This window comes from Marinobacter azerbaijanicus (assembly GCF_030250645.1).
GTDB classification, from domain to species: Bacteria; Pseudomonadota; Gammaproteobacteria; order Pseudomonadales; family Oleiphilaceae; genus Marinobacter; species Marinobacter azerbaijanicus.
The window spans coordinates 122982-148887 of sequence record NZ_JASSVS010000014.1; the positions used below are offsets into that span (position 1 = coordinate 122982).

Genomic DNA, 25906 nt, shown 5'->3' on the forward strand with positions numbered 1-25906 from the left:
GCCATGACACTGATAGCACTGAACCGCCCCGTTCGCAGCGACTACCGCCTGGAGCGGGTACACATGTTCCCGGGCAGGCATCTGGGCGAACAGGAACTGGACCGACAGCAGGCCTGGGCCGATGCCAGATTGTCTCCCCTGCTCCTGCACCGCCACCCGGGCATTGTTCACGGCCTGACACTGGCAGATGAGTCGCTGGACAGTGTCACGGTGACACCCGGTCTGGCTGTCGCGGCAAACGGCAGAACCATCCACCTGTTCTCTGAACTGAAAACCGGTTGGCAGGCGCTGATCGAACAATACCTGGAGTCAGTGGCCAGCGATGATGCCACCGGCATTTACTACCTGACTCTGAGCCAGGACCTTCGCCATGTGGACAGCCCCCGGGTGGAACCCTGTCAGCGGGCCGAGTTTGATCCGACCCGTGATTCCCAACTGGTCACCGTTACCACGGTCTCCCTGCGTCGGCTGGCCATTGCCGGCACTGCTGCCAGCGATCTGGATCGCTCGCTGATCGAAAACCGGATAGCGGCGGCGGGTGTCAGTGGCGAGTTGTTGGAAAACCACCCGGACTCCGTACCGGTGGCACTGGTGTGCGTGGCGCCGGGGGACGGCGATGCGCCCGAAGTAAAATGGGTTTCACCCGAAGCCGGGCGCTATATGGCCACTGCGGACAGCGGCTATCAGGTGTTACTGGCCCAGACCAAAACCGCCATCAATCGGGTCATGGAGAAGCTCCGGAGCAGCGGAGCGTCAGGCCCAACGGAACAGCACCTGTTTCTGAGGTCGAACCTTGGGCTGGACTACCTGCCGGCAGCGGGACAGTTGCCGGTCAGCTGGCTGCACAGCCCCGACTCTGCCGAAGTAAAGATGACCGGACTTCCCGAACACATTGGCCTGGATATGATTCCGGTTCCGGAAGACCGGATACCCGACCTGATTCACCGACACCTCCCTTCCCGGCCGGTTAACCTGACCCGTCCTGGCGGCGAACGCCTGAGGTTACTGCTTGCACTCAACCCGGTCGACTATCGCCCGGACCTCCTGGATATACCGCCAACGGACAGACGGCTTGAGGACGACCTTTACCGGTACCAGATGCGAGCCCATCGGGCTTGGATGCGCTGGAAATCCCAGTTCTACCACCTCTACCACATTGTGCCCAGCCATGAACCACCGGTTGGCAGAACGGAGGAAGAACGGGCGCTGGAACGAATCATCCACGATCCTGACAGGCTGGGCGATCTGGGCCTGCCCAAGGCGGAGAATGCGCCGGTCACACCGGACACCTTCTTCACGGAACTGAAACAGAACCAGGATGGCGGTTCTGAGACGCCGGCCTACCCCTACAACCAGCCGCAACCGGAACCACCGGAAGACTACAGGGCCTGGCTTGCGGGGCAACCGAACGACGCCAGCCAGTCACCCGATGCGCAGGAACCGGATGAGGACGGCCTGGTGGTCCGTTATGCAGCTTTGCTGGTGAACATCGAAGAAACCCGCAACCAGATCCGCAACCTGACCAGCCGCGGAGGTCGCCTGAGAGACTTCCTGCTGTTGCAGCGTCAGCAACTGGACGTGCAATCGGCCTCCCTTTCTGCCCTGGCCCGCGGAGTGGCTTCCGGTACCAACGCGGCCAAGGGTAAAGGGGCGCTTCAGTACAGCTACGCGCTCAGTCCGGATGCCTACAATGTTACCGGCACCCGGGAGAGCGAGCGGTCCTATGGGGGGATTTCGAAAGCATTACTGGGCAGTGGTGTCCGCAAGCGCAGCTCAATGGAGTTATTGGAAAAGAGCGCCGTCAAACGGGCTTCGGTTCAGGGTGACACCCTGCTCAGGAGGAACCCGGACAACACCTCTGCGATCGAGATCATGGCACAGACCCATGGGCAGGCGCTTGCGCCTCTCGACGGCAACACACCCGTAATGAAGCAGTCTTTCACGCCGTTTGTCTCCGGTTTCACGGTGATGGAAGATGCCAGCCCTGCCGCCGCCCAGTACCAGAAGAACCACGCAAAGCTCCTGGAACTGAACACACTTGCGGACCAGCAACTGGATAAGGGGGACAGTAAGAGCCTGAATAAACTGTTCAAACCGGAGCAACTTGTGGATCCGGGCAAACTGAACACCGAGAAGGACGATACCAACACGATCATCAAAGACCAGTACGATGCCCTCCTGGACGCTGGCAAAGCCCTGACCCGCTGGATCAAGGGCACCGAATCCCGGTTCAATCGCCTGGAACGGAAACGGGAAGCAAAGATCAGTCAGCTCAACCGTCTTGAAGCCGAGGCGGAGAAACTCTCTGCCAGTATCCGCATTGCCAGGGAGAAACTGGACAGTCTTGCCCAGGTGATGGACGAGCGAAAAGGTGACTACACGCTTGCCCAACAGCTACTGATGGAAGACTGGCAGCGGGTACAAAAACGGAATGAAGAACGCTCACGCATACTCACCACGGGTATCCGGGGGCTCTGGTATATAAGGGTGCGCAGCGCAGAGGCCTCGCTGCCAGCGGCAGATCCGTTGGCACTCCGCTTCCGGCAGGGCAATGACGAAATGCCCGCCTGTGACCCGGACAGAACGGTTGAGTTACCCGAATCCCTGGCCGGCTTCCTGGACACCGTAGCGGAAATTCCGGTTTCGGACTGGGTAGCCCTCCAGCCAGTGATTCCCCGGGTTCCACTGAACCTCAATACCTCGGTTCTCCAGCAGTATCGCAAGATCCGACTGCAGGAAAAGCAACAGAAACAGGAGGTTGGTCAGATATCCACGGCCCTCCAGGGGCGGTTAAAGACGCTCAGACTGAATAACCGGGCGCTGTTGACCGGCATGACGCAAAAAGTCTTCCCGGCAAAGTCGGACAGTATGCGGCAGACCCAGCAGGAGAGCGCACGGGTGCTGACCCTGGAAGATGCAATCAGCTCGAAATCCGTCCTGCTGCGGAAAAAGGCCCAGGAGCTGCTCAACAACCTGGAACTGGCGCAAAGCTGTCTGCTGCAGCACCTTCGCGGCCTGTCCGGGTCCCTGCGGCTGACCTGGGGACAGTTGGCCGAAGATGACCGGCTGCGGGTCGCTGACGTAAGCCGCTGGCCGGGACTGGAACGGGCAGAAAAGGAAGACTTCAACCGGGTACGCACCCTCTCCGAACTGGTGGACTGGTGGTTCAGACAGCTTGATGACCAGCCCGCCAGCGAGAGCCGGCAGGCCATGGAAAACATGATCCGCGCCACCCTGATTGTAGCCTCCCTGGGAGATCCGGAAGACATTGTCCGGGGCCAGGTGACCGCACCGCCACGGCTGATCAAGCCTGGTGAGCGACTCAGCGTCCGGCTCAATCGATTTCCACTGCCGGGCACCGAACTCCAGCTGCTGGATGAGCTTCAGAGGGTGTCAGCGGTGCTCGCCGTGGAAGACCAGGTTGCCGACAGCACCGAGGTAACAATCACCCGGGTATTACAGAAAAATATCCGGATCAGCAGCCAGTCCACGGTTATTGGCAAGTTACGGAGGTAACCCGGAGTGACCTTGCTGCAGCAAACAGACACAACCCGGATCCACAGGCTGACTGTGCGCGGCCCTTCTGGTACTCGCCAACGCCTGCTGCCACAGCTGGAGTCCAGCCACTGGCCAGCACCCGCGGATGGCAGTTGGGTACTGGTCCGTCGGGTTGCCGCCTCTGCCGGCAAAAGCCGGCTGGCCAGCGAACTGCTGGAAAAGGCGCGCCAACAGATCGACAGCGGGGATCCCTCCGAGGTAGTCCGCTTCCCCAGCCTGGCGGCATTGGTTGCTGCCCTCGTCACCGATATATCCAGAGGCGTCGCCTCCCAACACTGGTACTGGCAGCGCTGGTCCCGCCTCTGGCCGCTTCCGGCCGGCGATGCCATACAGCAGCTGATGCAGGAGCATCCGCGCCAGTTAGTGCCCATCTGTCATATCCTGGCATCTGAGGGAAACCTGATTGACGTCTGGCGGTGTCTCTCTGCAGACAATGGCGCGGCTGTGATGTCTGCTCTGTGTTACGAGCTCGGACTGGCGCAGCACACGCTTGACCCGGCCCCTGCAGCCACAATAACTGACAGACCCGGCATGGTGATTTCCTTCGACCAGAGTCATTCCTGGCAGCCGATATTCGCATCGTTGCCGGATACTGACGCTCGCTCAAGACTGGCGGCGCTGATTGTCGCAACCGACTCTGCCGCACTGGCGCTGCGTGCAGCGCCCGCCCGGACCCTGGCAACGGTCCAACAGAGAATGGCACAGACCAGACGGGACCGTGCCGCAACAAGCACCTCAACCCCGGACACCCCACCACAGCCTGATGCGGGCAGGTTTGAGGAATCTGCGCCGCAGACCGGCCTCGGGACAGGTCACTCCCAGGTAACCGGCCGGGGCAATGAGTCACTGCCTCAAGCCGCCAGTGATTCGGGGGCACTGCACACCGGCCCTGGTTCCCCGAAAACGGTTGAACGCGCCGGACCCGGCACCGTCCACAGAAGCGCCAGTCCAGAGCCGGTGGAAACTGCAGCGGTAGACCCGTACCCACCGGGTCAGGAGGCGAATAGCCGCTCTGGCAGATTACGCACAAATATGGGCGGAGTGCTCTACCTGCTCAATGTCCTGAACCGTCCGCCCATACAGGCCATCATGGAACAGGCCTGGCAGTTACTTCCCAATGGCTGGGCCTGGCTCTACCGGCTGGCACGGGAACTGGACCTGGATCCGGACGATGCGTTGTGTGACTTTCTGGCGCAACGGCTCGGCCTGGAGTCCGTGGCCGAGCTGGAATCATTACCACAACTGCCGGAACGGCAGACCTTGGTGTCACTGGCCGCGCAGTGGTTCAGTCACGCGGAGCTCTGGACCCCGACGCTGATCCGGGTTCCCGCGGAACTGGTCCACACACCCGGACACCTGGATATGTACATGGATAACAGTCAGGTAAGACTCGAGTTGCGCCTGGCGGGGCTGGATCTGAACCCGGGTTGGCTCCCCTGGCTTGGCACCGTCGTGACCTTTCATTTTGATCATTTCCCGCACCTTCAGGGGACAACGTCGTGAGCAACTACACCATTATCGAACGGGTCAGCGAGGAACTGCGGCGACAGATTTTTTCCGCCCTGGACGAGGCACCGGACACCGAGTTCTCCGTCACCGATGCAGCCACCAATATTGCCCTGGAACCGCCGGGGGAAAACCTCAACAACCAGGTGGTGGTCAGCCTTTACCTCTACCACATCAGTCAGCAACAGCGGCCCCGTAACCCCATGCCCCTGCGGTCCGGAGCCGGTGAGGAAAAACACCCGCCACTGCCGCTGCAACTGAAATACCTGCTGCTTCCGGTAGACAATGAAACCAACAATCAGCTGATGCTGGGGCGCATTCTTCAACATTTCCATGACCACCCGGTGCTGGAGTCCATAGCCGGAGAAGCCCTGGACAGCAGTTTCGGGCGCGAGCAGGACCAGATCCGGGTGATAGCGGAAGACATTCCCCTGGAACAGCTCACCCAGTTATGGAATGCCTTCAGCCAGCCCATGCGGCTGGCCACCATGCTGCGGGTGGACGGCGTCGCCATTGACTCCTATCGCAGCCCGCAGCAGTACGGTCCGGTTCGCGAGGCTTATACCGTGTTAGGCCAGAAATAACCCGAGGCGGAGGACAGACCCATGAGCAACAACCCGGTTATCGTCGCGCAAGCTCTGATCAGTGGCCGTGTACTGGACCAGGTGCAGAACCTGCCTGTCTCACGGGGACTCACCCTCAGCCTCTGGTACCGGCCGGCGCCGGAAGGGGATGCCGAAGCCGGTGAGTACCTGCCTGCCAGTTTCTACAAAAAGGTCACCAGTGACGGCTACTTCTGTTTTTCCGCCAGTGGCGGCTCGGTTTTCGGCGATCGCTCCCCGATGCCGGACATGCAGTTCCGGCTGGACATCAAAGCCCCCGGGTATCAACCGTTAAGCCATGACTTCGAGCTGGCCTCGGGACGGCTGGTCAGCACCGAGTCCGATCTCGAGCTGGCAGGCCAGAGCCGGGAAGTCACACGTATCACCGGCCCGTTTGACGACCTCACCCTGGAGCTGTCTCCCACTCCGTTGCGCCTTACCGGGCAGATATTGCGGGATGGTGATCCGGAAGCCCCGCTGGCCAATGCCGAGGTAACGGTATCCGCCCCCGAGACACGCCCGGCGGTCACCACCGACGAGCGGGGTTTTTTCGCCATCGACAACCTGCCCCTGGCGCGGGAAATCACCCTGACTCTGAGCGACGGCAGCGACGACCAGAGCCAGACCGTCCGACTCGACTACCGGCAGCCAGTGAACAACCGCCGGTTCATTTTCCGGTAAACCGGTGATCGCCATGACCCAACAAGAAACACTGGACGGCTATCAGAACGATCAGGACTACCTGACCGACGTTCTGCAACTGATTACCCTGCAGATGGAACAGGCAGTGGCGCGTTTCCGGGCAGTGCGCGGCGACCATAACCGTGAGGGCTTCCTGGGGCTGTTTCTGAATGACGAGGACATCGACCGGAACCTGGCACAACTCAGAGAGACCGGCAATTCCCCTGCCACGCCGGAAAGCATTCGCCAGCTACGCCAGCAGATCATTCTGCAAACCCGCGCCACCCCGCGCAAATTGCTGCCCCAGCGTCTGGCCGAAGCCCTCGGCCTGGGCCAGCAGGAAACAGATCTGGTGCTGTACCTGCTGGCCGGAGAGGCAGACCCCCGCTTTGCCCGGGTGTGGGCTTTCCTGCAGGATGATGTTCAGCGCCGCTACCTGACCCCCGGGCTGGTGGAGCAACTTTCCGACCTGCCCCGTTCGGACAGCTCAGCAACGGGCATCCGGGCCATGCTGTCCCCTGACGCGCCATTGATACGACACCGGGTCATATCCGTGTCGGAACCCCGGCGTCCGTTGCTGGAGCGTCCCCTGAAGCTGGATGACCGCGTTGTTGATTTTCTGCTGGGCCGGGACGCCCTTGACCATCGACTGGCAGGGTATCTGGAGTTATTACCCTACCCACAGCCCCGCCTTCGCCCCACACTGACTGAAGCCCTGAAGTGTCTGGCAGGGAATCCGGGCAGCACCCAATCCCTGCCCCCGCTGCAACTGACTGGCGAACCGGGACAGGATCACGACCTATGGCTGGCCCGCAAGCGCGGCCAGAACCTGCTCCGGGTGCGGACAGAAAAATGGATTGAAACATCCGAATGGCAGGAGAGCCTCTACGTCCTCCGCCGGGAGCAACGGCTGCACAACGCACTGGTCAGTGTGCCCCGGTCGGAACAGGCCTCGCCGGAGCAACTTTCCGCCCTGCTTGAAGCGCTTCCGGACGACCTCATACTGCAGACGGAAACCCCGGGCGCGCCCTCGCCGGTGGTGGAAATTCTGCTTCCCGGTCCGTCACCGGAAATACGTGAGCTGGCCTGGAAGCAGCACCTGCCAGGGCACTGGCTGGCCCTGCAACCCGCCGGGCTGATTCCGGAACTTGCCCAGAGGTACAGACTGACACCGGCCAGGATTGCCGGAATCAGCCAGCGCCTGAGCCATCACCTGCAACTCAACCCGGACTTCCATGGCGAAGACCTCAAGGCACTGTGCAAATCCGCCGCGGCGGAATCCATGACCAGTGGCGCCCAACGGATGAAGTCCGGACAGGGGTGGAGCCAGTTGGTGCTGCCAAAAGCCAGCAAGGGTTTGCTGGAAGAACTGATCCTGCGGGCCAGTCATCAGCAGCAGGTGCTCAGAAACTGGGGAATGGACCAGCTGTTCGGGCAGCAACCCGGGCTGAGCGCCCTGTTCGTAGGGCCTTCCGGTACCGGCAAGACCCTGGCCGCAGGCGTTGTGGCCAGGGAACTGGGCCTGGAGCTATACCGTATTGACCTGGCCACCGTAGTCAGCAAGTACATCGGGGAAACCGAGAAAAACCTGCAAAGCATTTTTGACCATGCCGCCAGGGCGGATGTGGTGCTGTTTTTCGATGAAGCCGATGCCCTGTTCGGAAAACGCTCCGAAGTCAGGGATGCCCACGACCGTTACGCCAACATCGAGACCAGCTACCTGCTGCAGAAGATCGAGGCCCATACCGGCGTCTGCATACTCGCCTCGAACCTGGCCCAGAACATTGACGACGCCTTTATGCGCCGAATACAGGTAGTGGTGGAATTTCCCTTCCCCGGCCCGAAAGAACGGGAAAGGATCTGGCACCAGTTGCTCACCACCTCGGCCCCCATCCGGGAGGATCTGGACCTGCCGTTCCTGGCGCGGCAGTTCGAGCTGACCGGTGCCAACATCAAAAGCATTCTGCTTCTGGCCGGTTGCTACGCCGCCGGCGAACAGCAATCCATCGGCATGGAGCACCTGGTGAGGGCCATCGCCCGGGAATACAACAAACTGGGCAAACCCCTGAGCAAGAGTCTGTTTGGCCCCTACTACAACCGCCTGCGGCAGTGGGAGTAAACCATGAGCCAGACCACCGCTACAGCCTCACCCCGAAGCCAGTCACAGACCACGGAGCCGGCACCCCGGCCAGCTCCGGCGGCCCAGCAGCCACAAAATGGTGAAGCGGGCGCCAGCAATACGGCCGTTACCGGCCTGATGGAAGACGGCAGCTTTGTGGTGGGCCTGGGAAGCGGTGTTCGTATCAGTGCCGAGAATATTGAAGGGGAGAACCAGCTCAGCGCCGATCTTTCTGCACTCAATCTTGGCATTCCCGGGCTTCGCCTGACCCGTTTCCGCTATAACACCAACCGCAACCGCGGTCGTCTCAATGCCGAACTCGCCGTGCCGTACCTGGAATCCGCCCAGGCCACCCTGTCACTGGATAACAGCGGCCTTGCAAGCCTGAACGGCGAGCTCACTGCCACGGCGCAGTTGCCTGCTCTCAATAATCCGGACCTGACCCTGTCCCTGGACGAAAATCGCGAGCTCTCCGCCGCCGTAGACATCGAAGGCGCGGACCTGGTGCCGGCACGAATGAGGAAGCTTTCCGTCACCGGAAGCGGCCGCATCGCACTGACCCGGGGAAAGCTCAACGGCAACCTCAGCTTTGACCTGGCCTACGAGGGACTGGCTTCCGGGCAGGTTTCCATGCGCTTTACCGAGGAGGGGAACTTTGCCGGCAATGGCCATGCGCTGGTTACCCAGCCACTGCTCTCGGGAATCCGGGCGGAACTGGGTATCGACGAAGCGGGTGACCTCGCCGGCAGTGTATCGCTGCCGGCCTCGCGACTGGAGCCGCCGGTCCCCGGTCTGTCCATGAGCGAAGGCACTGTCACCTTTGCCTACCGTAACCAACGACTATCCGGCGATATAGAGGGCGTTAACCTCACTTATCGTGAACTGGGGGACGCCACCCTCAACGGCAGTTTCCGTGACGATCGCGCCCATGGCAGCGGCGAATTCAACCTGTCTCTGCCGGGATTCTCCGAAGTAAGCGGCGACGTGGGCTTCAACGAACAGGGACAGTTCTTCGGCGGCTTCCGGCTCACCGCAAACGACTTCCCCGAGGGCTTGCCGGTGGAGTCCGGGCGCATTACCGGCCGTCTGGATGAGTCCGCCAATGTCAGTTTCAGCGGTACCGTGGCCATTACCCTGGCCAGTGTGGGTCGCGGTGAATTCTCTGCAGCCTATGAAAACGCGGCGACCAGCGTCACCGCAAACGTGGAACTGACCGACCTGCCCGGCCTTGAATCCGCCAACGTGCTGATTACGCTGACCGATGGTGACCTGGAGGGCGAGGCCGACATTGGCGTGGACAGCGACACCCTGCCCGGCATCGGCGCCCGGCTGCACGTCACCTACCGGGAAGGCCTCTGGTCTGCAGAGCAACAGGTGGACTTCAGCGTCGACGATGGCCGACTGCACGGAACCGTCACCCTGGCACTGGCGCAAGAGGAGGATGGCGGCCTGAACCTGCATGGTGGCGGGGATGTCACCGCCGAAATTGCCCCTAACCTTGAAGGCACCCTGGCCCTTACCATCAACCCCGACGGTACGGTTGATACCAGTGGCGAGATCCGTGTTCCGGAGCCCATCGAGCTGTTCCCGGAAAAGCGCATGGAGCGGGAACTGTTCAGTCACAGCCAGAACATTCCCTTGTGGGCCATCCTGGTGGCCGTTATACGGATCCGCGCCGGCCTGAGGGCCGGAATCGGTCCGGGGCAGCTGCGCGATATTACAGTGGCGGGAGAATACACCATCGGCGCAGAGGAACTGCCCTCGTTCTCGGTAACTGGCGAGCTGTACATTCCGGCGTTTGCAGAGGCCTATCTGGGCATCGGGGCCGGGCTGGGGCTGGATGTGGCCCTGGGCTCACTCACCGGGGGCATCGAAGGCATGGCCACAGCCGGCATCTACGGAGCCATCTCGGTGATACCGGAACTGGCCTACGAGGACGGGGATTACATGATCAACGGCACCGCCACCCTGGCCGGTGCCGCCAAGTTCAAGCTGGGCCTGAACGCCTGGGCGGAGATAGAAGCGCTCTGGGTCACGGTCTGGGAAAAGGAATGGGAACTGGCAGAGTGGGTATGGGATCTTGGCCCCACCCTCGCTCTGCAGGCGCGGCTCAGTTACAACTTCTCCAACCCGGAGCCCCCAAGCCTGGAAGTGGAAAGTGGCGATATACCGGACGCAGAACAGCTGATTCAGGATGCCATACCCAAGGATGGCCCGCCCTCCTCGGGTACGCGGGAGACGCTGGAGAATCGTGCAGAGTGGAGCGGCCCCACCCGCCAGCCGGGAAGCGACAACGAAGTACCCGAGCAACTTGCAAGCCAGGCTGAACAGCCCCCGGAGACCGGAGGACGGCCCTCGGCGGGAAGTGGCGGCGGTCGCTCACAGGCAGAGCAGCGCAGAAGTCAGGAAACAGGAAGCCAGCCTCAACGCGGAGGCCGGTCAGATCAAGTTGATCAGGCTACGGAGAACACCCGGAATGCGGGCCAGCCTGCACGCACGGAAAGCACCGTTCCCGAGGAAGAAGCACCACCGCAACAGGGGCCCAGACACCCCAGCTCGCCCTCCCTCGCGAGCCTGGACGAACCACCGGTCCCCATGCCTCGCACCTCGGCACAACAGCAGGAAGACCTGAAAGCTGCCGAGAAAGTACTGAAACAGGCCTTCCGGCAGTCCGAGGATTCTGAAGATCTGGAAAACCGCTACTTTGCCAAAATCCGGCAGCGTTACCAGTTGAACCAGATCCGGTTTGTCCAGAAAGGTGACAAGACCGCGGTGGAGCTGGCCATCAACCCCAAACTGGAAGTGCTGGATTCCATTGAGGCCTCCGGCACCGGCCTGGCTGGCAAGCAAACTCAGATTTCCTATGGAACAGGTTCTGTGGGTGGCCATACGGTTGGTGTCGCCATGGAGGCCGAGCTCGGGCCGGACCATCCGTCCGGCAGCGATGCCAATGGTATCCACTCGCTGATGGACAAGCTCACCACAACACCCACCAACCTGTCCGGCGACCGTCGCTACATTCGCGGCCACCTTCTCAATGGCCAGCTCGGGGGTGAAGGCTCGGACATGAACCTGTTCCCCATCACCCATCAGGCCAATATGGCGCATCGGGACCAGATCGAAAATAAAGTGAAAGACTGGGTCAACGTCAAACGCTTGTGGGTGGATTACCAGGTACGAATGGAACTGGATGGAAACCCCGTCCTCAGTCACCCGGAAAGCAACAAGGGCTTCAATTACATCAACAGCCGAATGATCTGCGAGGCCGCCATCATCACTCTGGACGCCAAACGGGTTAACAGGGTGCAAACCACTATTTTTTCCGAATACACCCTGCCCAGCGAGAGCGATAAAGACAACCGCAATTCGATGGATAACGTTGAGTCAAATGCGGAATATACCGAGGTAGCCCCCAGGCAAAGCGATCTGGACGCCACCATCAATGAGCAGACGGGCAGCCGCACCTACCGGCTCAACCGGGCTATTACCGGAGCTATTCGTGAGGCACTCTCAAGAGGAGCCACGGAGCAGCAGGTCAAACAGGCAGTGCAACGTGTGAGCGGCGTTGGCGAATCCAGGGCCGCGACGCTACTTCGCATCTACAACCGCTTTGGTTCAGACGTGGCAACCGGCCTGGGCGAAGCCGACAAGAGCGCACTGACAACTATAAACCGACTCGCCGATAACGTGGTCGCAACAATCGACGCCCTTGAACCGTAAAAACCGTTCATTTTCGCAACACTTCTCCGGGCATGGGGGACGTGCTAGATTAAAAATTGCAATGCTGCGGTGCGCGATGACGGCAGGATCAGCAACGAGCTGATTCCGTTCCCCGCGTTGGTCGGTGATGAGGCGTACCAAGCAGTCCCCGGGCAGAATGCCGGGCAAGTACGAGAGTCCAGCGGTGCGTCATGCGCTGTGCAGTCATGAGACTGGGCAATTGGCGCGCCCATAGCGGCTTTTCAGAACGCTTGCAGGAAGCCCATAGTGGATTTGTGCCTCACTGGTAAAGTCACTGACTGACAAGGGTCAATACCGTTAACGACACAGGCGGTTGGCCGGTGGTTTCCACCGGCCTGCTCCTCTACTGAACAGACTCCCCCCTACCCCTGCTCGTACTCCCTGACCAGCTCCTGCAGGAAATAAAGCCCCGCGGAACTCAAAAAGCAGCGGCCGGCACCGGCGCGAAACATGAGGTTGCGTTTATCCAGGTAATCCAGGGCTTCCGGCACCCCTTTTTCAAAACGTGCGGCCCTGAGAATCTCCTGATACTCCTCATCGCCCGCAAGAGCGGCAAGATCCTGCTCATTCAACCCGGCATCCGGGCGTCCCAGGTATTCCAGGTCCCGACCACTGCGCGCGAAATAACGCCCGATAATCAGCAGTATCACCTGCACCCGGAAGGCGTTTTCATCGTGTTCCTCGCCCTCATCATCACTGCTTTCCCTGAGAAAGAAAAACGCGCCGGTTTCGTTGAACACCAGCTCGCTGCCGAGATGCTCATAGAAGGTCCGGAAATGAGACAGGTGGTTGTACAGCAGATTGTAGAGCGGATTGGCCCGCAGCTCAGAGCGATTGCTGTCCCACACATCCCGTACGATCACCCGTCCGGTCTGGAATTCACGGTAGATAGCGGCGCTGTGGGCCGGGAGGATATCGTCGAAATCAGACATGGTGTTGCTCTTCCTGATTGACCGGCTCGTCTGTCTCCAGACGACGCCTGCGGTAAACAAACTGCTCACTGGCAGGTGGCTGCTCCAGGATTCGGAAACGGTTGGTGGTGACCACCTGCAGGCCCTCCGGTGGCGAATTTACCAGCCGGTTCAGGGCCGCCAGCAGATCGGGGAAGCGGTAGCCGGGGATAAAGCCGTCCAGGCGACCGTGCAGCTCCCGCACCAGATCCGTGGTGGGCCGCAGCTCCAGGGTTTCCAGCCATTGATAGAGCTGGTTGATACGCTGAACATCAATGCGGGTGTGGCGGCCGCTGCCATCAACTTCCTGCAGAACAGGCACCTGGGCTTTACGGCGAAGATCGCTCAGCCGCAGTTCCAGTTCACTGAACAGCAACTGGTAATAGCTGGACGAGTTTCCGAAAGCATAGTGTTTCGGGCGCTGCTGGGCCCGAAGGCCCACCAGGAAGCCGGTGCCGCGGGCAAAGTCACCACCTTCCAGCCATTTCCGTTTAAGGCTGAGGGTCTCGGTTTCAGACTTGAGGTCCCGCAATTTGCCGTAGAAATGTTCCATGGCGTTGTACTGGACCATGCCCTGGCGGGTCTTGCGCAGAAAGTGCTCCACCTCCTGTGCTACCGCCAGAATGGGCTTGTACAGGGCATTCAGGCTGATGGAGGAACGGAACAACTGGTCGGCCAGGTTATCGTCGCCGTGGCTCTCAAGCAGCCGGACCATCGCTTCCAGCGTATCAAACAGGTTGCTGCCATCGGGCAGCCTGGTGTCCGGATTCAGGAACACCAGGGTCGGTTTGATGTGGCGCTCGTACAGCGTAACGATCTGCTCAAACAGATTCTGACGGAATTCCAGAAACTTCTCCGGCGCCCGACTGGCATCACCAGAGAGGTCTGCAAGCTGGGCGCTGATGGTCTGCATGCGCAGGACATTCTGGCGAAGCAGACCAATAAGCTGGCTGACCCGCTCATTCAGATCATCCCTCAGTTCGGTGTAGTCCAGGTCGGCATCGCTGAAAGTGCTGGTTTCCAGCCGATTGCGCACATCCCGCAGGGTCACCAGATGGCCCCGCAGACGGGCATCGGTCAGTTCCTGGTAAAGCGACGCGTTGCAGGCCCGCATCAGGTTGATCAGGGCATCCTGGAACACCAGCCGCCGCTCACCCTCGGCCTTGATAATGTCGATCACCAGGCCGCTGCGGAACAGATTGTCGGTGTTCAGGGCCAGCCGTACCCGGTCCCGGTCGGCGTTACCGAGGGTGCGGGTGTAGTCCATCACCTCGGCCACCAGATCGCTTTCGCGGATATACCGGTTCTCGTGCCGGTCCATCCGCTCGATCATCCGGAACAGGATTTTCGGGTGCTCGAACAGCAGCCGGGTGGTGTCCAGGGTGCTGAAGCGTTTACTCATCCGCCGGCTCCAGCAGACTGTTCTGGGTCTGATCGCCCCAATGGCTCACGGGTTCACCGTTGGTAAAACCCTCGGCACCGCCCCAGAACACCAGGGTGCGCTGCGGGCTGTAGGGGCGCGCCGTGCGCATCTGCCCCACTTCCAGATGCCGGCCGATCAGGTAGATCACTTCCGCGCTGGCGCTGTGAGTGGCGGCGGAGAACAGGTTGAAGCCCTGCCTGCGCAGCCGTTCCAGCAGCGAGGGCATCTGGCTGATGTCCACGCTGGCCAGCTCGTCCAGCACCATGGGGAACGACAGCTGCACGCCGGGGTACAGCACCCGTTTCAGCAGCCGGTACACCAGTTCCAGATTGATGAGTGCCGTGGTGGAGGTGGACTGGCCTTTCTTGTCCAGGTTAGCGGTGTTTTCCTTACGGGTGCGGTAGGAAATGCCGGTGATCACCTTGTCCATGGTCAGGCGCTTGCTACCGCCCTCCCCGAAAAAGTCCGCCACGAACACCCGCAGACGGTCATAGAACGCGTCCGACTGCAGCTGGTTGCCATAAGGGTCGATGTTGTTGGCTTCTTCCACCAGATTGCGGAATTTCGGATCGGTGTGGATGTCCACACGGATCTCCACCAGGTCGTTGATGCGCACCCCTTCCAGCTCGCGATTGAGCTGCGCTTCAAACCGGGCAATATGCTCATGGTTGGATTTCAGGGCCTGCCGGTAGCTGGCCACGGTTTCATTGTGAATACCAACCTGCTGCTCCAGCACATTCCAGCGCTCGACCATGCCGGCAAACAGATCCGACAGGCTTTTGAACGTCTCCCGGATAACGGATGACGCCGGGCTGTCTTTCTGCAGCTCGCCCTCGGCATCTTCATGGATGCCCAGATAGACAAACTGTCGCAAGTGATCAAGGATACTGCGGCGGCGCTCTTCCAGATCGTCCAGCTGGGTTTGCAGGTCATCGAAAGCTGCAACAGAAACCTGTTCAATGGCCAGCGGCTGCTCGGCGTCCACGGCTTTCAGATGTGGAAAGCGGTGCTCCACGGTCCCCACGCTCCGGCTGAGGCCCGCCAGTTCACGTTCCCTTTCTTCGATGCGATCTTTCTCGGCCCTGGCTTTAGCGGCCTTCTGCTGAACGGCATCCTGCTTTTCCTGCTCCAGCCGGGCCTGTTCTTCCAGTTTGGCCAGCTGCTCCTCCGCCGCCTGTTTTTCCTCTGTGGCGTCCCTCAGTGTGGTGGCCGCCGCCGGGTAACGGCTCAGGGTATCCAGATCCTTTTCGATGGCGCGGATCTCTTTTTCGGTGCGCTCGATCAGCCGGGGTCGGTCATGTTCCTGGTTGGCGGTGTCCGCCAGCTCGGCACGTTCCTTTTCCAGGCCATTGAGCTCGCCTTCCATATGCCGCCGCTGCTCTGCAAAGTCTGTCTGCCGGGCTGGCTGGGCCGGGTATTCGGTATCAAACCAGTCAAAGCCTTTATCACCGGGTACGAACAGCCGGGCAAAGGCTTCGATGGCAGCCTTGCTGCCGGCGTCCAGATCCTGGCCAGGACTGGCCATGACCAAACGTGGATCCACCGATCGCAGTGGCGCAGCAGTGGCCTCATCCAGCTGGTTCTGCAACTGCCATTGCTGCTTGCTCTCCCGATCCTTCAGGGATTCCAGCTTGCGCTCCAGTTCCTGCTTCTTTTTCTGGATCTGCTCCAGGCGGATCTCCGCCTGGGCGGCACTTTTCAATGCGGCCAGATGCCCTTTCTTGCCCTCAAGTTCCTCTTTCTGAATGTCCTCGATTTCCTGCAGGGTATTGTCACCATACTGGGACACCAGCAGATCGCCATCTTTCTGATTCTGCTCCGCCTGTTTGATCCGACGGTCGGCGGAACGGATCTCGCCTTTCAGACCGCTGGCGTCCTGCTCGAGCTTTTTCAGGGTCTGCAGGACATGGCGCAGTGTGTCGTTCTGCTCATTGAACGCCTCCACCGCGGCCTTGCGCCTGGCCCCAATGTCCTGCAAGGCACTGGTCACACCATCCCGAAAAGCAGCAAAGTCATGCTGGCTGCGAAGTAACGTCTGGTAAGACTGGTAATCCCTTTGCAGCTTTTCAAACCGTGAGCGCTCTTTCTCGATTCGTGTCAGTTGGGCCTGTTGCTGCTTCAACTGGTCATGCCGGCTGAGGAAGTCGTCGATGTTAAAATCGAAGGCATCGTCGGCAAACTTCTTGTCCGCCTCGATGATGCTGGCCACCGCATTGGCCATGGCCTGATCATCCGCCTTCATTTCAAACAGCAGCAGGATCAGCGTGCGCAGCGACTGCACCCGACGCTCATCGGACTCCCCCAGGGGCAGCACGGAATAGCGCACGGCATCGGCGTTCATCAACTCGCTGCTGTACAGCATCTGTTTGAGTCTGGCCGGGTCGCTCACCAGCCGGGTATCTTTGGAGAACTTTTTCAGGGCCTCCGACAAACGGCTGAACGACAGTTCTGGCACCGCCTGGCCAATACCGTCCTCATCATCCCCATTCCAGAACAGGTGCCGCAGCTGGTCGTACCCAACCGGCACGAAAGCCCGGCCATAGCTGAGCTGACTGGCGCTGTCCCGGTACAGGATCTGGCAATGCACCCCGGCCGGGTTCTCCGCCTCCATGATCAGAAAGCTGAACTGGCTGGGAAAATAATGCTGGTAGCTTTCCTCGTTGGTGTAAAAGCTGCCGGCACTGGCATTGCGAAACGCGAATTTCTTGCGGCTGTTCTTGAAGTTGTTTTCTGGCAGCAGAAACAGACGCAGGCTGTTTAATAGGCTGGACTTGCCCAGATTGCCCGGGCCCAGGATCAGGCCGTGGTTGTCCACCGGAATTTCCACGTAACAGAAGCCGGCGGAGTCCACCAGCACCAGACGGCGGATGCCAAAATTGAAATTGCCTGGGCTCCCCTGGGAGTCACTCATCCAGAATCATCTCCTGTTCCATGAATTTGCCGGTCGTACGAAAAGTCTCTGCCAGGGACATGAATCCCAGCCCCTCCGCCAGCGAAACTGCTTTTGTGAAACGTTCCGTGCTGTCCGGCACCCTGCAAAACCGGGTGCGCCACGGTTGCCAGTTGCTCGGCTGCACAAACGTGGCTTTGTCACCGAGAGAGGCCGCCACCGTCGAGAACATCTGCAGACCACCGGCATCATAATCGAATGCGCAGAATACGTCTTCGTAGCCCTTCAACCAATCGAGAGTTGCGCCACGGGTAATACGGTTGCCGCCGCCTAATACCACATCACAGTCCGCCAGATGCAGAGCCCTACCCAGCGCCTCACCGGCAAACTGAAGCATCTGTGGATATTGGTAGAAGTTACGTTCGTTCTCGACAACCAGTACGGAGCCTGCGCGCTGAAAACCGATATCAACAGAATCGCTTTCGATAACCACCACATCCGGCCGGCTGGATGCCAACCCCCGATGGTAAACCAGAAGAAAACTGACCTCAGTACCATGGCGATGGGAGTCACCTTTTTTAGCCGCGTCGATCCTGCTTACCGGAGCCTCCGCAACGTTCTGCAACTCCGCGAAAGCGGCTTCATCCAGCACCCTGACCATCCACCGGTTGGTTTGCACCTTTTCTGTCGCAAAGACCTCCCTATGGTGGCGCCGAAACGCCTCCGGCAGTTTCTTCAGGAAAGCTTCATAGTTAATGGGTTGGCCGCGCAGGATTTTCTCGAGGTAGTCGTTCAAGGGCGCACCACAGTTAATCTTGGAGTTGCTTATGGGCTGGGAAGCAAAATAACTCATAAAGCGTTAATATGGATACCATACATGGCCCCTCACCACTCTTGGAGCAAACACTATGCGCCTTCAGGATTTAATTGACGAGGCTAGCGCTCTCCCTGTCGACGAACGAGCGCTGGTCGTAGAGTCATTATTGAAAAGCCTAAACCCAATCGAAGCCAGTATTGACGAAAAATGGGTAGAAGTTGCCGAGAGCCGCCTGGACGAACTGGATTCCGGCAGGGTAGAACCAGTGCCCGGCGATGAGGTTTTCAGAAAGATTCGGAGCAGGCTGCAAAATTAATGGATTATTCCTTTCACCCCGCAGCGGAAGCGGAATTGAATGATGCAATCAATTACTACGAATAAATCCAAACAGGCCCAGAAGTTTATCTCGCCGATCCAGCCGCCAGTGTGACTCACCCACACCGGTCTAAAGAGTCAGAATGGTTCTCGAAGTCACCCTCACAACGGTTTTCATAGCAGCACTAATCACCGCCCTGACCACGGGGCTGGGTGCGCTGCCACTGGCCATTAGTGAAAAAGTCGATCAAAAGTGGCTCAGCATCGGTGCTGCGATCGCAGCCGGCCTGATGCTTGCGGCAAGCCATAGTCTCATCGAAGAAGGCCTGACAAAGCAGGAATGGCTCACACTCGCTGGCATGGTTTCGGGCCTGGTGCTGGTCTACCTGGCCTACCGATGGATCGAGAAACAGGGAGCCCCGGACGTCAGTGCGTTACAGGGTGCTGACGCTAAAAAGGCATTGCTCATCGTTGGCGTTATGACTGCCCATTCCTTCGCAGAGGGCATCGGCGTCGGCGTTTCCTACGGTGGCAGTCGGGATCTCGGCGTTTTTATCACCGCCGCCATCGCCGTTCACAACATTCCGGAAGGTCTTGCCATTGCACTTATACTGGTACCAAGAGGCATGTCGGTCACAAAAGCGGCTGGCTGGAGTATTTTCAGCAGCTTGCCGCAACCGCTGATGGCCATTCCGGCCTACCTGTTCGTAAGTATCTTCAAACCCGTGCTTCCCTTCGGCCTCGGTCTGGCCGCAGGCGCCATGATCTGGATGGTGTTTGCCGAGCTTTTACCAGATGCCAATAAAAGGCTGGAGCCGGCTTCCGTTGGTGTGGTCATTGTATTGGCGTTTCTGGCAATGATGGCTTTTCAGGTGGCCATCCGATGACAACGGGAATACTGGCTGGCGAAGACGTTATTGTGGACAGCAGTACTTCATGAATTTTCTATCTTTCGAAGGCAACTCCATGAAGGAAAACAATCTTTCCGGGAACACCAGTAAATCCCCAACACTAGTCTCGTTCATTCCGAACGTAGGCCAGTTAACCTGGATGCCCCTCGGTGACCGAGTGATGGGTGGGCAATCTGACGGAACCGTTGCTCGCACTGACGACGGCGTTGGTATCTTCCACGGCACTGTGCGACTGGATAACGGCGGCGGATTTGCCTCCGTTAAAGCGGACCTGCCGGAACCTTTCGATGCCTCTCACTACACCGGCATCGAACTTCTTGCCCGGGGCGACGGCAAAACCTACAAGATCGGGCTTCGCAACAGCACCGACCGGCGCAGCATTGTGTACCAGCATGCGTTCACACCGGATACGGAAGACTGGAGCCGCATACAACTACCGTTCAGTGATTTCGTTCCTACCTGGCGCGGCAAGACAATTACCGATGCGGAACCAATGGATCTTGAACACCTGGCCTCAGTCAGCCTGTTCGTTTCCGGGCGACAGGTCGGTGAATTTCGACTGAGGATGCAGGATTGGAGGTTAATCCGATGACCAAACTCGCCCTGGTAACCGGTGCCAGCGCCGGCATAGGCAATGAGACCTGTGCCCTGTTTGCTCAGAAAGGCTACAGGGTAATCGCCCTGTCCCGTCAGCCAGCAGGCGTCGAGTCAGCCGATCTGGAGCTAGCGCTGGACCTTGAATCCTTTGAGCAGATTGAAGGGCTTGCAGGCGCTCTTGACACCGAAATCGCGGGCGCCAACCGAGTTATTTTGGTTAATAACTCGGGTTACGGGCAATTCGGTGCGCTTCGTGACCTGTCCGAATCCATGTGGCAAAAGCAGTTCAGCACCCACGTATTCGGCCCCATCAAGCTGGCTGCTGTCTGCCTGAGACTCTGCGAACAACACGGCATACCCTTGCGGGTCATTGCGGTCAGCTCTGTGCTCTCCATCGCGCCCCAGAAAATGAAAGGCGCTTACTGTGCCGCCAAAGCCGCGATGAACACTGCCCATGAAAGCTTCTGGTTTGATGAACAGGGCAGCAAAAGCCTGGAAAGTGTCTCGCTTGTGCTCCCTGGCCCCGTGGTGACCCGGTTCAGAGAACATGCCCTGGCCGCTTTGCAGCCTTTGCTTGGCCGGACAAGCGCCGTGCACCGGGAAAAGTACAAAGCAATGGAAGCAGCGCTCGCGCCAGGCGCCAGAATCAAGCCCTTTACAGCCAGTGCGTCGGACGTCGCGAAAAAGATTGTCAGGGCTGCAGAAGCGGGACGTCCCAAGCCTCGATATCTGGTTACACCCCAGACCTACGCTGCCGAATTTATCACCCGGTTTATTCCCCGGTCGATCCAGAGAATCATCTTGCAATAAGGCGGGCACGTCGGGTGAGGAAGGCCCGGCTCAGTTCATCCTTCACATATGCCCCGACGGCTTTGAGGATACCCAGGTCCGGATCAGCCTCTTCGTCACCCGCCAGCCGGATAATCTGCTGGTAGTACCAGGCCTGCCCGCCCAACACGTTTTTTTGGCGTATAGCTGATCGTCTGCCAGCCCCTCGGTCATCGCGGCCTTGGCAATACGGTTAGGCAGGACTGCTCCGCAGGGGAGTTTCAGGGGTTGGGCGAGGGGCGATCGGGGCATGGAGAATACCTGCTGTTTTGTCATAAGGTTTCTTTTCAACTTTTCCTTAAAGGCCAATCTCGCCCATGTAATTTACACGCCCAACCATTCTGCCAGCTGAAGATTGGTCTTCAGTCTCAATCGCTGCTGAAGCATTCCCTCAAACACGCCTTCCAGGGTTCGTTCTTGCCCAAGCAATGGTAGCGAGGCTTCGGCCTCGGAGAAGAATTGCTCTTCGCGAGACGTGCCCACAATGGCTTGCTCCCACCAGTTCACCACTCGAGGGTGCGCCTCCTTGAGCAGCAGGTCCCCGGGCAGCTTTTCGGACTTAGAGGCATTCGCCCTATGAGTCGCTGGCATCAGATTCCAGAGATCGTTGTTGTTCCATCGTGACCATGGAAAACAGTGGTCGACGTCAAACCGCGTCGCTTTGAGATTTTGGGCTGTCCATACGCACTCGACCCGACCAGTCTCAAGCTGCTGGTTAATCAGTTGACGGACAGCTGACGTATCGCGCCGACCTTCCACCCACTGTAAACCACGATGATAGTCATCCATGCGGTAACGCAGATCCCAGCTACCCATCAAATCAATCCATTCATTAACAATCGCTGGCTCAATCCAGCACGCATAGCGACTGAATGCATCCCAGAGAAATGAAGGAACACGGAAGGTACCGAACCGGGAAAGCGTTGCTTTGTCCAAACGCACGGGTGCCTTCTTGATAATCATCCTGGCCGAACCACCCTCGAAGATCGGGCGGTTACTCCCAGGCCATGTCGTGAAATGAGCAGGGTTCTTGAGAATGGTCGAGCAGGCGTCCCGGATAGCGCGCAGGACGACCGGAGCAACATCCGCCGACAGCGACATTCCCACTCTGAAATCCAGGGGCGTGAAACTCTGCAGCTTGAAGAAATCCTCCGTGGCAAAGCCATAGCCGCGGCTACCTGGCGCTTGCCTCAGTTGATGCCGGAGAACCAGAGGGTGATAAAGCATAATCCAGAACAGCCCGACCGCACCAAGCGGGATATCCACCCAGTCATCGGTACGTTTAAGCGCCAAGCCGGGTGCACTGTCAGCAATCCGGACTAGGGTTCTCAGCAAACCCAACTTGTAAGTTGAGGACTTATTATCATTGACGATAATGTGACGAACTGTCGGCAATGCGCCAGTACCATCGTCCGCCAATCGAAAAGCCAGGGTCTCCCAGGAAACTTCGTTCCTCTGGAGCTCATCCTTATTGCGCCCAACCGGCAAAGGAAGCGGGATCAGTGCCCGGCGTTTGGCAAAAACCTCCAGTTCTTCCCTACTGACATCGTAAAAAAGCCGTTCGCCATCACCAGGCCCATGCCGAAGCGTAATCACCAGCATCCCACCGGGCGCCAGAAGCTCAGTCAGGATTCGAAAGGCACGTTCACGATCGGAGGGTGGAATATGCATCCAGACAGCGGAAACAAGAATTAGATCGAAGCGATAGCTCAGCTTCCGAATCTTACCTAGATCGGGTAATTGATCGTCTATCCAGTGAATGCTCTGATTGCGAGTAGCGCCCTGCCCCAACTCTCGTAGGCCAGCTGCGGGCTCTACCGCGACAACATCCCAGCCCTGCGCTGCAAGAGCGCTGGCATCGCGACCGCTGCCTGCGCCGACATCCAGAGCAAGGCCTGATTTATCGCCAAGGAACGAGAGCCAGTCCTGATGAACCTGCTCAAAGGTAAGTGACTGGTACTGGTCATAGAAAGCCTTAGCCTTCTGGCTGTATACGTCAGTCACGAGTATCTATTCCACCACGGGATAAAGGCATCAACTCAAAGCTCTCCTAAATTGTCGATCAGCTTATCAAGGAAAAGGCATTCGGACGAATGCTGTGCCCTGAATTCAGCCTACAGAGCATATGCAAAAGACACGAAGAACAATCGCTTCAAACGCATGACACGGTCGCCGCCCCTGCTCGCAATCCTCGAATATGCGGTTTAAAGTGAGGACCATCAAATAATCAATCCATTTCAGCAATTCGGAGTCCATTTGTGAGCAGGTTTTGTGGTACCAAGGATTCAGAAGCGATTTTGCAAGCGTCTGAAATATGGAAAAAAGACTCACTTCTCAAAGGCGAATCTGTATTTGGTTTTGGCAAAATTTGGACGCCGGAAAGTATCGAAGAGCTGATAACTCACTACGTAGACAACCTAGACTACGGCAGTGGCAACTTCCTTGAAAAGCTAGAAAAGCAACTCGAGCCAGTCAGCGATGATGCGAAGATTCTTTGCGCCGAAATCTTGTGGGTGATGCTCTTGTGTCCCAGCAACATTGGTCCGGCTAAAAAGCGCGACAACGTAGAGATTATTTTATCCTGGGCAGGCAGGTCATTGCCGGAAAATGCCTCGTTAATTGGCGAAGAAGCTCTAGCCGGGATCGGCAGTGGAGGGACAGCATATAGCCACCTTCGTTGGAAGGAGCTCGTTTACGCTGTTCTTTTGTTCAAGCAGTTTTTGACCGAGGATCAAAATAAACGTTTAGAGCTGCTATCCAATGGAGAAGCCTTTGCAGGCTTCTGCGAGCAGATCCCAGAAAATGACAAACGACAGTTTCGCCATATGATTCTGTTTCTGTTATTTCCCGATTCTCACGAGAGAATCTTTGGTAATCGAGATCGATTAAAAATACTGCAGAATTTTGCGCTCATCGAACCAAAAGACGCTCGTAAGATGTCGGCATTTCAAGTTGACCAGAAATTAGCGGAAATTCGAGCCGAACAGCAAACACAATATCCCAACACGGAACTTGACTGGTACGTCCCACCCCTGAAAGCCCTGTGGCAGAACACGACGAATTCCGAGGCATCTACGGACCAAACAATCTATCCCACCTTGCTAACCTTTCTCGAACAAGCTCACACGGACGATTTGAGAACGAAAGATTACCCCGGAAAACATGCAGGACTAACGATGCGGGTGAGCTTTGGTGCAGGCAACCAAGCTCACGTTCCCTGGATCGCCCTGCTGGGTCCTGGCCAGCGCCCCATGAAAGGGATTAATCCCGTTTATCTGTATTTCCGCGCAGAAAAGGTTTTAATTCTTGCCAAGGGCGTCAGTGCCGCAAATCCCCCTGCGATCAATTGGGAAGTCGGAGAAGAAACGCAGACAGTCGATGAGTTTTTTCAAACTGAATATCACAAACCTGCCATCCGTTATGGCGGTTCCTACGTGCATGCCGTTTATGATCTCTCAGAACCGCTTGATCAAGAACAAGTCGATTCAGACTTGGCCGAACTCATCGAAGAGTACACCGAAGTTTTAGGATTGAATCGGCAAGAAGAAACGACAAACGTAATAGGCGAACCCTCGCCGGCGGGATATGAACCCGAAGAAGAGACAGCCCAAACGGTGAGCACTGAGACCGCAATGGCCGATGTGTTCATGAGTCGAGAGAGAATCGATCAGGTTTTAGCGTTGCTGCACCGCAAGAAAAACATCGTACTCCAAGGCCCGCCAGGTGTCGGCAAATCCTTCATCGCAAAGCGCTTCGCCTATGCATTAATGAAGTCGAAGGATCTCAACCGGATCGAAATGATCCAATTTCATCAGTCCTATTCCTATGAAGACTTCGTACAGGGTTATCGCCCCAGTGATGCGGGCTTTGAGCTTGAAAATGGACTCTTTCACCAATTTTGCACAAAAGCAGCGGCCGACCCGGAGCGCCCTTACGTCTTCATCATTGATGAAATCAACCGAGGCAATTTAAGCAAAATCTTTGGCGAGCTTTTGCTTCTGATTGAGTCTGACAAGCGAGGGAGAGACTGGCAGGTTCCTCTTACTTACAGCAAAAATCTTAGTGAACGCTTTTTCATACCTGAAAACCTCTACTTGATCGGACTAATGAATACGGCTGACCGATCTCTCGCAATCGTCGATTATGCACTGCGCCGCCGGTTCGCGTTTGTGGACCTGCTTCCAGAATACCGAAGCGAAGAATTTGCGCGGGAGTTGAAAGATGCGGGCGCTGACGACCGCATGATTACAAAAATTACGACCCGCATGATGGCGTTGAATCAAAGGATCTCTCGCGATACCGCCAATTTAGGTCCTGGCTTTTGCATCGGCCACAGTTTCTTCTGCGGTGCGCCGGCAAACGGCATTTATGATGATGCGTGGTTCGAGGAAATTATTCGGTTTGAGATCGCACCCTTGATTTGGGAGTACTGGTTTGACGATCCTGCAACCGCTCAAAACATCGTGGATGAGTTGTTGGCCTAGCGATGCCTACGACAATCCCCATACAAAATTGACCTGCACCCAACTTTCTAATCCATCCTGATCTTAGTAATGTTCATCACCAGAGAGGACGATGAACATGAAAAAGCGATTCACCGAAGAACAGATCATTCCCATTCTGAAGGAAGCCGAGGCTGGCCTGCCGGTCAAAGAGCTGTGCCGGAAGTACAACATTTCGGACGCAACCTTCTACACCTGGCGCAAGAAATACGGTGGCCTGGAGGTCTCTGAGGCCCGTCGTTTGAAGGCCCTGGAGGAAGAGAATGCCCGGCTCAAGAAATTGCTGGCCGAGTCCATGCTGGACACCGAAGCTCTGAAGGCTGCTCTCAACCGAAAGTACTGACCGTCGGGAACAAGCGCGAGGCTGTGCGCACCATGCTGTCGGAGACGTGCATATTCCGGCCCATCATGAACACCCATTCCGGACGAACGTGAACACCTATTCTGGTTCAACGTGAACAGCCAT

The 25906-nt window shown here is 58.0% G+C and carries 17 protein-coding genes and 1 pseudogene; 12 read left to right on the plus strand and 6 right to left on the minus strand.

Annotated elements, in window-relative coordinates; genetic code table 11:
• Positions 1-3: 3 nt before the first annotated feature.
• From QPM17_RS20545 to QPM17_RS20570, 6 genes are read left to right on the plus strand one after another with little or no spacing between them, the layout of a single operon-like run.
• Positions 4-3516: a hypothetical protein gene (locus QPM17_RS20545; RefSeq protein WP_285393422.1), complete on the plus strand. Its 3513-nt coding sequence runs from the start codon at positions 4-6 to the stop codon at positions 3514-3516.
• 12 nt (positions 3517-3528) lie between these two features.
• Positions 3529-5061, plus strand: a complete 1533-nt coding sequence (locus QPM17_RS20550; RefSeq protein ID WP_285393424.1) for a hypothetical protein — start codon at positions 3529-3531, stop codon at positions 5059-5061.
• Complete coding sequence (locus tag QPM17_RS20555) at positions 5058-5648, plus strand: Pvc16 family protein (protein ID WP_285393425.1); 591 nt, start codon at positions 5058-5060, stop codon at positions 5646-5648. Before QPM17_RS20550 ends, QPM17_RS20555 begins: the two co-directional genes overlap by 4 nt.
• Positions 5649-5669: 21 nt before the next feature.
• Positions 5670-6347, plus strand: coding sequence for a peptidase associated/transthyretin-like domain-containing protein (locus QPM17_RS20560; protein ID WP_285393427.1), 678 nt, complete (start codon positions 5670-5672; stop codon positions 6345-6347).
• 13 nt (positions 6348-6360) lie between these two features.
• Positions 6361-8466 carry an ATP-binding protein gene (locus QPM17_RS20565; RefSeq protein WP_285393429.1) on the plus strand — a complete coding sequence of 702 codons (2106 nt, stop codon included), beginning with the start codon at positions 6361-6363 and terminating at the stop codon, positions 8464-8466.
• 3 nt (positions 8467-8469) lie between these two features.
• Entirely contained in the window at positions 8470-12186 is a 3717-nt protein-coding gene (locus QPM17_RS20570) for a DNA/RNA non-specific endonuclease (RefSeq protein WP_285393431.1), read from the plus strand.
• Positions 12187-12569: 383 nt separating this feature from the next.
• On the opposite strand, the gene QPM17_RS20575 is transcribed toward QPM17_RS20570, so the two are convergent.
• Genes QPM17_RS20575 through QPM17_RS20590 form a run of 4 tightly spaced genes read right to left on the minus strand, consistent with a single transcriptional unit; the run spans position 12570 to position 18266 of the window.
• Positions 12570-13139 carry a condensin complex protein MksE gene (locus tag QPM17_RS20575; RefSeq protein WP_285393433.1) on the minus strand — a complete coding sequence of 190 codons (570 nt, stop codon included), beginning with the start codon at positions 13137-13139 and terminating at the stop codon, positions 12570-12572.
• Positions 13132-14559, minus strand: coding sequence for a hypothetical protein (locus QPM17_RS20580; protein ID WP_285393435.1), 1428 nt, complete (start codon positions 14557-14559; stop codon positions 13132-13134). The genes QPM17_RS20575 and QPM17_RS20580 overlap by 8 nt, the downstream gene beginning before the upstream one ends.
• The gene (locus QPM17_RS20585; RefSeq protein ID WP_285393437.1) at positions 14552-17491 is read right to left on the minus strand and encodes a coiled-coil domain-containing protein; all 2940 of its coding nucleotides are present in this window, start codon (positions 17489-17491) and stop codon (positions 14552-14554) included. Before QPM17_RS20585 ends, QPM17_RS20580 begins: the two co-directional genes overlap by 8 nt.
• Positions 17484-18266, minus strand: coding sequence for a Wadjet anti-phage system protein JetD domain-containing protein (locus tag QPM17_RS20590; RefSeq protein ID WP_285393439.1), 783 nt, complete (start codon positions 18264-18266; stop codon positions 17484-17486). The genes QPM17_RS20585 and QPM17_RS20590 overlap by 8 nt, the downstream gene beginning before the upstream one ends.
• A 112-nt stretch (positions 18267-18378) precedes the next feature.
• Between QPM17_RS20590 and QPM17_RS20595 the strand changes: the two genes are divergently transcribed.
• From QPM17_RS20595 to QPM17_RS20610, 4 genes are all read left to right on the plus strand, one after another.
• Positions 18379-18603, plus strand: coding sequence for an addiction module protein (locus tag QPM17_RS20595; protein WP_285393441.1), 225 nt, complete (start codon positions 18379-18381; stop codon positions 18601-18603).
• Positions 18604-18745: 142 nt separating this feature from the next.
• The gene (locus QPM17_RS20600) at positions 18746-19489 is read left to right on the plus strand and encodes a ZIP family metal transporter (RefSeq protein WP_285393442.1); all 744 of its coding nucleotides are present in this window, start codon (positions 18746-18748) and stop codon (positions 19487-19489) included.
• 49 nt (positions 19490-19538) lie between these two features.
• On the plus strand, positions 19539-20105 hold the full coding sequence (locus QPM17_RS20605) for a CIA30 family protein (RefSeq protein WP_285393444.1): 567 nt from the start codon (positions 19539-19541) through the stop codon (positions 20103-20105).
• Positions 20102-20920 carry an SDR family NAD(P)-dependent oxidoreductase gene (locus QPM17_RS20610; RefSeq protein WP_285393446.1) on the plus strand — a complete coding sequence of 273 codons (819 nt, stop codon included), beginning with the start codon at positions 20102-20104 and terminating at the stop codon, positions 20918-20920. The genes QPM17_RS20605 and QPM17_RS20610 overlap by 4 nt, the downstream gene beginning before the upstream one ends.
• On the opposite strand, the gene QPM17_RS20615 is transcribed toward QPM17_RS20610, so the two are convergent.
• Both QPM17_RS20615 and QPM17_RS20620 read right to left on the minus strand, forming a co-directional pair.
• Positions 20907-21068 carry a hypothetical protein gene (locus QPM17_RS20615; protein ID WP_285393448.1) on the minus strand — a complete coding sequence of 54 codons (162 nt, stop codon included), beginning with the start codon at positions 21066-21068 and terminating at the stop codon, positions 20907-20909. The genes QPM17_RS20610 and QPM17_RS20615 overlap by 14 nt on opposite strands.
• A gap of 194 nt (positions 21069-21262) precedes the next feature.
• The gene (locus tag QPM17_RS20620; RefSeq protein WP_285393450.1) at positions 21263-22942 is read right to left on the minus strand and encodes a class I SAM-dependent methyltransferase; all 1680 of its coding nucleotides are present in this window, start codon (positions 22940-22942) and stop codon (positions 21263-21265) included.
• A gap of 254 nt (positions 22943-23196) precedes the next feature.
• Between QPM17_RS20620 and QPM17_RS20625 the strand changes: the two genes are divergently transcribed.
• Complete coding sequence (locus QPM17_RS20625; protein ID WP_285393452.1) at positions 23197-25422, plus strand: AAA family ATPase; 2226 nt, start codon at positions 23197-23199, stop codon at positions 25420-25422.
• Positions 25423-25519: 97 nt separating this feature from the next.
• Positions 25520-25830, plus strand: a pseudogene (locus tag QPM17_RS20630) (transposase); the annotation flags it as partial.
• Positions 25831-25906 lie beyond the last annotated feature (76 nt).

Excerpts from the sequence above, each read along its gene's own strand:
- QPM17_RS20545 (WP_285393422.1), top strand. The coding sequence starts at position 4 with ATGACACTGATAGCACTGAACCGCCCCGTTCGCAGCGACTACCGCCTG.
- QPM17_RS20560 (WP_285393427.1), top strand. The coding sequence starts at position 5,670 with ATGAGCAACAACCCGGTTATCGTCGCGCAAGCTCTGATCAGTGGCCGT.
- QPM17_RS20565 (WP_285393429.1), top strand. The coding sequence starts at position 6,361 with ATGACCCAACAAGAAACACTGGACGGCTATCAGAACGATCAGGACTAC.
- QPM17_RS20570 (WP_285393431.1), top strand. The coding sequence starts at position 8,470 with ATGAGCCAGACCACCGCTACAGCCTCACCCCGAAGCCAGTCACAGACC.
- QPM17_RS20575 (WP_285393433.1), bottom strand. The coding sequence starts at position 13,139 with ATGTCTGATTTCGACGATATCCTCCCGGCCCACAGCGCCGCTATCTAC.
- QPM17_RS20580 (WP_285393435.1), bottom strand. The coding sequence starts at position 14,559 with ATGAGTAAACGCTTCAGCACCCTGGACACCACCCGGCTGCTGTTCGAG.
- QPM17_RS20585 (WP_285393437.1), bottom strand. The coding sequence starts at position 17,491 with ATGAGTGACTCCCAGGGGAGCCCAGGCAATTTCAATTTTGGCATCCGC.
- QPM17_RS20595 (WP_285393441.1), top strand. The coding sequence starts at position 18,379 with ATGCGCCTTCAGGATTTAATTGACGAGGCTAGCGCTCTCCCTGTCGAC.
- QPM17_RS20600 (WP_285393442.1), top strand. The coding sequence starts at position 18,746 with ATGGTTCTCGAAGTCACCCTCACAACGGTTTTCATAGCAGCACTAATC.
- QPM17_RS20605 (WP_285393444.1), top strand. The coding sequence starts at position 19,539 with ATGAATTTTCTATCTTTCGAAGGCAACTCCATGAAGGAAAACAATCTT.
- QPM17_RS20610 (WP_285393446.1), top strand. The coding sequence starts at position 20,102 with ATGACCAAACTCGCCCTGGTAACCGGTGCCAGCGCCGGCATAGGCAAT.